Consider the following 7,406-nt stretch of genomic DNA (forward strand, 5'->3'; position numbering starts at 1 on the left):
AACTGCCGCGTGGCGCGCGGCTGATAAACCCCGGCCGCGGCAACGTGATCGACGATGCAGCACTTCTTGCAGCCCTCGACAGCGGTCAGATCGGCCATGCCACGCTCGATGTGTTTCGCACCGAACCGCTGCCCGCCGAACATCCCTATTGGGCGCACCCCGGCGTGACCGTTACCCCCCATATCGCCGCCGAAACGCGCCCCGCCAGCGCCGCCCGCGCGATTGCCGAAAACATCCGCCGCGATCACGCGGGCCAACCACTTCTCAACCTCGTCAGCCGGGTGCGCGGCTACTGACCACTGCTTCAGACAAAATATCCCCGCCGGAGGCACCCGCGCGCCACAAGCCGCTCCGCATGGCTTAACAAAGCCACATCCGCCGCCTATAAGGCAGCGACATGCAGCGGAGAAGCCCCATGCGCAATGCCACGATCACCCGCCAGACCCACGAAACCCGCGTTGCGGCCACGGTCAACCTTGACGGCACAGGCACCTATGAAAACGCCACCGGCATCGGCTTTTTCGACCATATGCTCGACCAACTGGCGCGCCACTCGCTGATCGACATCACCATCCACGCCACGGGCGATCTGCACATTGATGACCACCACACGGTCGAAGACGTGGGCATCACGCTCGGGCAGGCGCTCAGTGCCGCCTTGGGCGACAAGCGTGGCATCCGCCGCTATGGCCATTTCGACCTTGCGATGGACGATGCGCTGGTGCGCGCGGCACTCGATCTTTCGGGTCGCCCCTACCTTGTGTGGAACGTCGATTTCCCGACAGCCAAGATCGGCGGCTTCGATACGGAGCTCGTGCGCGAGTTCTTTCAGGCGCTTTCAACCCACGCTGGCCTTACGCTGCACGTTGACCAACTCCACGGCCTGAACAGCCACCACATCGCCGAGGCGGCCTTCAAGGCAGTGGCGCGCGCCCTGCGCGCTGCGGTCGAGCCCGACCCGCGCATGGCCGGTGCGCTGCCCTCGACCAAAGGCGCGCTCTGATGCTGACGGTTCTGGTCGATTACGATAGCGGCAACCTGCATTCGGCTGAAAAGGCGTTTCAACGCATGTCCGCCGAAGTGGGTGGCGGCAAGGTACTGGTCAGTTCGCGCCCCGAAGATGTGGCGCGCGCCGACCGTATCGTGCTGCCGGGCGATGGTGCCTTTCCCTCCTGCCGCCGCGCGCTCGATGCGCATGGCGGGCTTTTCGAGGCGATCGAAGAGGCGGTGCACAGCCGCGCGCGCCCGTTTCTGGGCATCTGCATCGGTATGCAGATGATGGCGACGCGCGGGCTCGAATATTCCGAAACGCCGGGCTTTGATTGGATCGGTGGCGAGGTGGTGCGGATCGAGCCTGCCGAGGCATCAATGAAGGTGCCGCATATGGGCTGGAACGACCTCGTGATCGACCGCCCGCATCCGGTGCTTGCGGGTATCGGTACGGGCGATCACGCCTATTTCGTGCATTCCTATCACTTCAAGGTGGCCGATCCGGCGCATTTGCTGGCGCATTGCGACTACGGCACCCCGATCACCGCCATAATCGGGCGTGCGAACATGGTCGGCGTCCAGTTCCACCCCGAGAAAAGCCAAACCGCGGGCCTCAGACTGATTGCCAACTTCCTTGGTTGGAACCCCTGAAGCCCGCGCGCAGGCTTTACTGCACCCGCGTCCAGGTGCCGCCATCGCGGCAGACGAACAGAACGCAGCCTTCAACGGCCAGCGCGTTGCCATTCATCTGCATTTTCGAGTTGTAGGTCTTGTCGCGATCGGGTGACCAGACCTTGCCGCTTCCATAGGCCCCACCGCCTTGGGCGACCATGTCCCAGACGATCATCTTGCCAATGTTTTCCGACTCTTTCGGCTTGCCCGCCTGATCGTAGGACCGGATCAACGTGCCGCAGAGCTTGTCGCCGCAGGGCGCGATCTGGACATGCCCAAACTCGCCGTTGTCATCGGGGATCGTCTGCCAAACGCCTTCCACCGGGTCTGCCCACGCAGCGCCGGCCACGACGGCAAAAGCCGCCGCCAGTACCATTTTCTTCATAGCTCTCCTCCCAGAAAGTCGCTTTATTCCGACACGTCGGTTGATTCCGCGCAAGCCTGACGTAGGGTCGCGCTTACCAGACGTTGTGCAATGCCAAATCTTCGCGCAGCGCCTCCGAAAAGTCGAGTGACTTGGGGCGCGGCTGCGTCAGCAAACTCACCGCCACGAAAAGCCCGATACTCACCCCAGCCACGCTTGCCGCAAGCCACGGGTTGAACACGCTCACCCCCTGCACCATTGCCAGCCAGACCGCGACTGCCGCGCCGCCGCCAAGGCAGGCAAGCGCCCCTGCCGCCGTGCCACGACGCCAGAAAAAGGCCCCGACAATGGGCGGAACCGTTACCAGCAAACCCGCCGCCGACAGCGCGGCCAACTGGTCAACCACCCGCGCGGAATCGATGGCAAACCCGGCGGCGAATACGATCACCACCACCACCACCAACCGCCCGGCAAAAACCTGCCGCGTATCGCTGGCGCCCGCACCGATCATATCGCGCGCCACCATCGAGCCAACCGTCAGCGCAATCGAATCCAGTGTTGAAATCGCGGCCGAAAGCACACCGATAATCAGCAGCACCGCCACCACCACCGGAATCGCCCCCGAGGTCAGCAGCGCCGGGGTGGCAAGCGCGGTGTTCTCAAGCCCCGGTGCCAATTGCAGCGCCGCAAACCCCCAGATCACCGCAATCAGGGTAAAGACAAACCCGAACAGCAACACCCAGACGATCATCCGCCGCATCGCCGCAAAGTCGCGCGCCACGAACAACCTCTGGCTGACCTGCGGGTTCGAAACCGCAAAGAAAAACCACGGCAGCGCGAGCGCGATGAACGTAGGCAGGCTCCAAAGCCCCGGTCCGGGCAGATCGAGCCATTGGCCATGCGAGGCAAGCGTTGCATCCACAAACGCCCCCGGCCCGCCAATCGCCGCAATCGCAAAACCCACCGCAAACAACGCCGACAAAAGCATCACCCCGGCCTGCGCCGCGTCGGTCCATGCAACAGAGCGCAACCCGGCCAGCAAGGTCCACAAAAGCGCAAGGCCCGCGCCCGTCGCAACCGCTGCCGTCAGTGAAATCTTGCCCCCCGTCACGCCCGAAAGCAGCAACCCGATTCCGGCCATCTGCGTGGTGCAATAGGGCAGCAGAAAGACCAGCGAAACCACTGCCATCAACCGGGCCACCGCAGCACTGCCGTAGCGTGCACCGATCATTTCAGCGGGTGAGATGAAACCCCATTTCCGCCCGGCCAGCCAGAAGCGCGGCGCAAATATCACCAACAGGCTTAGCCCGGCAAAATAGATCAGCTCAAACCCCAGCGCGCCTACGCCGCCGCGATAGGTCAGCCCCGTCAACACCACCAGCATGAAGGCCGAATAGGTGGTCGCTCCATAGGAAAGCCCGGCAACCAAACCGCCAAGGCGGCTGCCGCCCAGATAATAATCCGCCGCCGTGCCGGTATTCTCTCGCCGCGCCGCCAGCGCGATCAACACACCCACAACGGCAAATACCGCGATTGCGGCCCAAATCAACGTACTCGAAATCATCGGTTCAGTCCTTCCAGCGCAGCACGGCCAGCACGATCAGCCCGATCACCGCCACACCAAAAGCCACCCAGAACCCGAAGATCGCCAGCGAGGGCGCACCGCCCGCAAGCACGCGGTAAGGGATATACCCGCCCAAAAACACCAACAGCGCCGTAAGCGCCATCCACGCCCGCAAACCCCGCTGCGACGGGTGCCGATGCTCCATTAGAAATCTCCTCCTGCCCCTTTGCGGCGAGACCTATCCCCCCGCCAGATAAAGCGCAACTCCTGCATGACGCTAGGTCAACTTTGCCGCGTCGCGGTTTGCACCTGCCGCCGATTGGCGCTATCACCTTGTCAAAATCGCGCCAGCGGAGCCCCCAGATGATCCTCTATCCTGCAATCGACCTCAAGGATGGCACCTGCGTGCGCCTGATCCACGGCCGCATGGAAAGCGCCACCGTATTTGGCACCGACCCCGCCGCCCAAGCCGCGGCCTTCGTGGCCGCAGGTGCCGAATGGTTGCACCTCGTCGATCTCAACGGGGCCTTCGCCGGCACGCCCATCAATGCCGCGGCGGTCGAGGCAATCCTTGCCCGCGTCAAGATCCCCGTGCAACTCGGCGGCGGCATCCGCGATATGGCCACCATCGAACGCTGGCTCGCACACGGTCTTTCCCGCGTCATCCTCGGCACCATCGCGGTGGAAAACCCGACGCTCGTGCGCGAAGCCGCGCGCCGCTTTCCCGGCCATATCGCGGTCGGCATCGACGCGCGCGAAGGCTTTGTCGCCACCAAAGGCTGGGCAGAGGCCACGGCGGTCAGGGCCACCGACCTTGCCAAAAGCTTTGAAGACGCGGGGGTGGCCGCAATCATCTACACCGACATCATGCGCGACGGCGCGATGGGCGGCCCCAATATAGATGCCACGGCGGCACTGGCCCGCGCCGTCTCCATCCCCGTTATCGCCTCGGGCGGCGTGGCGACGCTGGCCGACCTCATCGCGCTTCGCGACACCGGGGTGATCGCTGGTGCCATCTCGGGACGCGCGCTTTATGATGGGGCGATTGATCTCGCCGCGGCGCTCGCCGCGCTCAAGGCCTGATCGCGGCATCGTCATTGCAGCAATCGGGGGGAATGCCCGCCGGGCCACGGGCAGCGCGCAACGCCCCCTTCCCACGCCCGCCCCAAGGCGCTAGCTAGGGGCAAAGGAGCCGCCATGCTGAAAACCCGCATCATCCCCTGCCTCGATGTGGCCGATGGCCGCGTGGTCAAGGGCGTCAACTTCGTCAACCTCATCGACGCGGGCGATCCGGTCGAGGCGGCCAAGGCCTATGACGCGGCGGGGGCGGACGAGCTTTGCTTTCTCGACATCACCGCCACGCATGAAAACCGCGGCACGATGTATGACATGGTGACCCGCACTGCCGAGCAGTGCTTCATGCCCTTCACGGTGGGTGGCGGCGTGCGGAGCCACGAAGACGTGCGCGCCCTGCTGCTGGCCGGGGCCGACAAGGTTTCGTTCAACTCGGCGGCGGTGGCCAACCCCAATGTGGTAGCCGAAGCCGCCGACCGCTTTGGCAGCCAATGCATCGTGGTGGCGATCGACGCGAAAACCGTCAGCCCCGGGCGCTGGGAAATCTTTACCCACGGCGGCCGCCGCGCCACCGGGATCGACGCGGTCGAGTTTGCGCGCACCGTGGCCGCCAAAGGCGCGGGCGAGATTTTGCTGACCTCGATGGACCGCGACGGCACCAAACAGGGCTTCAACATCCCCCTCACCCGCGCCATCTCCGAAGCCGTGCCCATTCCGGTGATCGCCTCGGGCGGGGTCGGAACACTCGATCACCTCGTCGAGGGCATCCGTGATGGCCACGCCAGCGCCGTGCTCGCCGCCTCGATCTTTCACTTTGGCACCTTCACCATCCGCGAGGCCAAGGAACACATGGCAGCCGCGGGTATTCCCATGAGGCTCGCATGAACGCCCTCTATCGCCTCGCCGCCACCATCGAAACGCGCCGCGGCGCCGACCCCGAAGCCAGCTGGACCGCCAAGCTGCTGGCCAAGGGCCCCGAAAAATGCGCTGAGAAGTTCGGCGAAGAAGCGGTCGAGGCAATCATCGAGGCGGTCAAGGGCGATACCGCGCGCCTCACCGCCGAGGCGGCGGATGTTTTCTACCATTTACTGGTGATGCTCGCCGCGCGCGGCGTGACCCTTGCCGATGTCGAGGCCGAACTCTCGCGCCGCGAGGGCACTTCGGGCATCGCCGAAAAAGCCGCGCGTTAAACTGCTTCAGGCCAAATATCCCCCGCGGAGCGGGCGGCGCGCGCAGCATCGCCTCCGGCGGGGATATTTGGCCTGAAGCAGTTGCAAGAGCTGTCCGCGCCACACGCGCACCCCATTGAACCCGGCGCGTGGCCCGGTTAGCCTGCCAGTCACGTATTTATGGAGAGTGCCATGCGCGACAATGCCCCTAATTCTTGGGAAGCCCGGGCCGACCGGTATTCGCTTTACGGCTTCACCGACCTGCCTTCGGTGCACGAACGCGGCGCGGTGGTGCTGACCCACGGCAAGGGACCCTATGTCTACGACACGCATGGGCGCGAATACCTCGATGCAAACTCGGGGCTTTGGAACATGGTGGCGGGGTTCGACCATCCGGGTCTGATAGAAACCGCCCAGAAGCAATATGAAAAGCTGGCCGGCTATCACGCCTTTTTCGGCCGGATGTCGGATCAGACGGTCATGCTGAGCGAGAAGTTGGTCGAGGTGTCGCCCTTTAGCCGGGGGCGGGTGTTTTACACCAACTCCGGGTCCGAGGCGAATGACACGATGGTCAAGATCCTGTGGTTCCTGCATGCCGCTGAAGGCAACCCGCAGCGCCGCAAGATCCTGACGCGCGTAAACGCCTATCATGGCGTCACCGCCGTTTCGGCCAGCATGACGGGCAAGCCTTACAACAGCGTCTTCGGCCTGCCGCTGCCGGGCTTTATCCACCTTGGCTGCCCGCATTACTGGCGGTTCGGGAAAAGCGGTGAAACCGAGGCGCAGTTCACCCTGCGCATGGCGCGCGAGTTGGAAGCGACGATCATCAAGGAAGGCCCTGATACCATCGCGGGCTTCTTTGCCGAGCCGGTAATGGGCGCGGGTGGGGTGGTTGTGCCTTCGGACGGGTATTTCCAGGCGGTCGTGCCGATCTTGCGCAAATACGGTATTCCGATCATTTCCGACGAGGTCATCACCGGCTTCGGGCGCACCGGTAAAACTTGGGGCTGCGAGACCTATGATTTCAAACCCGATGCGATCATTTCGTCGAAAAACCTGACCGCCGGCTTCTTCCCGATGGGTGCCGTGATTCTGGGCGAGGAGCTTTCAGACCGGGTGCAGGCCGCCGCCGAGGCGATCGAAGAGTTCCCGCATGGGTTCACCGCCTCGGGTCACCCGGTGGGTTGCGCCATCGCGCTGAAGGCGATCGACGTGGTGATGAACGAGGGGTTGGCCGAAAACGTGCGTCACCTCACGCCGCATTTCGAGGCGGGGCTGGCGCGCTTGGCCGAAAACCCCAATATCGGCGAGTGGCGCGGCAAGGGGTTGATGGGCGCGCTTGAGGCGGTCAAGGACAAGGCCACCAAAACCCCCTTCGATGGCTCGCTCAGCGTATCAGAGCGCATTGCCAATGCCTGCACCGATCAGGGGCTGATCTGCCGCCCGCTGGGGCAGGCCATTGTGCTGTGCCCGCCCTTCATCATGACGCTGCCGCAGATGGATGAGATGTTCGACAAGCTCGAACGCGCGCTGACCAAGGTGTTTGCCGAGGTCGCATGAACCAAGGGGCCCC

10 protein-coding genes are annotated in these 7,406 nt (G+C 64.1%); 7 read left to right on the forward strand and 3 right to left on the reverse strand.

Going from position 1 to position 7,406, the window contains the following annotated elements:
* From ABY403_RS11435 to hisH, 3 genes are all read left to right on the forward strand, one after another.
* Positions 1-296: NAD(P)-dependent oxidoreductase (locus ABY403_RS11435; protein WP_372840942.1), on the forward strand; the 296-nt coding region annotated here is incomplete at its 5' end.
* Positions 297-415: 119 nt separating this feature from the next.
* The gene (gene hisB, locus ABY403_RS11440) at positions 416-1,003 is read left to right on the forward strand and encodes an imidazoleglycerol-phosphate dehydratase HisB (RefSeq protein WP_372840943.1); all 588 of its coding nucleotides are present in this window, start codon (positions 416-418) and stop codon (positions 1,001-1,003) included.
* Complete coding sequence (gene hisH / locus ABY403_RS11445; RefSeq protein WP_372840944.1) at positions 1,003-1,641, forward strand: imidazole glycerol phosphate synthase subunit HisH; 639 nt, start codon at positions 1,003-1,005, stop codon at positions 1,639-1,641. Before hisB ends, hisH begins: the two co-directional genes overlap by 1 nt.
* 16 nt (positions 1,642-1,657) lie before the next feature.
* Here the strand turns inward: hisH and ABY403_RS11450 are convergent, their stop codons facing one another.
* From ABY403_RS11450 to ABY403_RS11460, 3 genes are all read right to left on the reverse strand, one after another.
* Entirely contained in the window at positions 1,658-2,047 is a 390-nt protein-coding gene (locus tag ABY403_RS11450; RefSeq protein WP_372840945.1) for a DUF2147 domain-containing protein, read from the reverse strand.
* 73 nt (positions 2,048-2,120) lie between these two features.
* The gene (locus ABY403_RS11455) at positions 2,121-3,590 is read right to left on the reverse strand and encodes a sodium:solute symporter (protein WP_372840946.1); all 1,470 of its coding nucleotides are present in this window, start codon (positions 3,588-3,590) and stop codon (positions 2,121-2,123) included.
* A gap of 4 nt (positions 3,591-3,594) precedes the next feature.
* Positions 3,595-3,795, reverse strand: coding sequence for a hypothetical protein (locus ABY403_RS11460; protein WP_372840947.1), 201 nt, complete (start codon positions 3,793-3,795; stop codon positions 3,595-3,597).
* Between the two features lie 158 nt (positions 3,796-3,953).
* On the opposite strand from ABY403_RS11460, the gene hisA reads away from it, so the two are divergent.
* From hisA to ABY403_RS11480, 4 genes are all read left to right on the forward strand, one after another.
* Positions 3,954-4,673 (forward strand): 1-(5-phosphoribosyl)-5-[(5-phosphoribosylamino)methylideneamino]imidazole-4-carboxamide isomerase, encoded by a 720-nt coding sequence (gene hisA, locus ABY403_RS11465; RefSeq protein WP_372840948.1) that lies wholly within the window; start codon positions 3,954-3,956, stop codon positions 4,671-4,673.
* A 114-nt stretch (positions 4,674-4,787) separates the two neighbouring features.
* Positions 4,788-5,549: an imidazole glycerol phosphate synthase subunit HisF gene (gene hisF, locus ABY403_RS11470; protein ID WP_372840949.1), complete on the forward strand. Its 762-nt coding sequence runs from the start codon at positions 4,788-4,790 to the stop codon at positions 5,547-5,549.
* Positions 5,546-5,854 carry a phosphoribosyl-ATP diphosphatase gene (locus ABY403_RS11475; RefSeq protein WP_372840950.1) on the forward strand — a complete coding sequence of 103 codons (309 nt, stop codon included), beginning with the start codon at positions 5,546-5,548 and terminating at the stop codon, positions 5,852-5,854. The genes hisF and ABY403_RS11475 overlap by 4 nt, the downstream gene beginning before the upstream one ends.
* 171 nt (positions 5,855-6,025) lie before the next feature.
* Positions 6,026-7,393: an aminotransferase gene (locus tag ABY403_RS11480; RefSeq protein WP_372840951.1), complete on the forward strand. Its 1,368-nt coding sequence runs from the start codon at positions 6,026-6,028 to the stop codon at positions 7,391-7,393.
* Positions 7,394-7,406 lie beyond the last annotated feature (13 nt).

Origin of the sequence: Phaeovulum sp. (assembly GCF_041596715.1) — a bacterium.
Classification (GTDB): domain Bacteria; phylum Pseudomonadota; class Alphaproteobacteria; order Rhodobacterales; family Rhodobacteraceae; genus UBA6213.

What these genes read in the sequence shown, in the direction of transcription:
- hisH (WP_372840944.1), top strand. Translation starts at nt 1,003, where the DNA reads ATGCTGACGGTTCTGGTCGATTACGATAGCGGCAACCTGCATTCGGCT.
- hisF (WP_372840949.1), top strand. Translation starts at nt 4,788, where the DNA reads ATGCTGAAAACCCGCATCATCCCCTGCCTCGATGTGGCCGATGGCCGC.
- ABY403_RS11475 (WP_372840950.1), top strand. Translation starts at nt 5,546, where the DNA reads ATGAACGCCCTCTATCGCCTCGCCGCCACCATCGAAACGCGCCGCGGC.
- hisB (WP_372840943.1), top strand. Translation starts at nt 416, where the DNA reads ATGCGCAATGCCACGATCACCCGCCAGACCCACGAAACCCGCGTTGCG.
- ABY403_RS11480 (WP_372840951.1), top strand. Translation starts at nt 6,026, where the DNA reads ATGCGCGACAATGCCCCTAATTCTTGGGAAGCCCGGGCCGACCGGTAT.
- ABY403_RS11450 (WP_372840945.1), bottom strand. Translation starts at nt 2,047, where the DNA reads ATGAAGAAAATGGTACTGGCGGCGGCTTTTGCCGTCGTGGCCGGCGCT.
- hisA (WP_372840948.1), top strand. Translation starts at nt 3,954, where the DNA reads ATGATCCTCTATCCTGCAATCGACCTCAAGGATGGCACCTGCGTGCGC.
- ABY403_RS11460 (WP_372840947.1), bottom strand. Translation starts at nt 3,795, where the DNA reads ATGGAGCATCGGCACCCGTCGCAGCGGGGTTTGCGGGCGTGGATGGCG.
- ABY403_RS11455 (WP_372840946.1), bottom strand. Translation starts at nt 3,590, where the DNA reads ATGATTTCGAGTACGTTGATTTGGGCCGCAATCGCGGTATTTGCCGTT.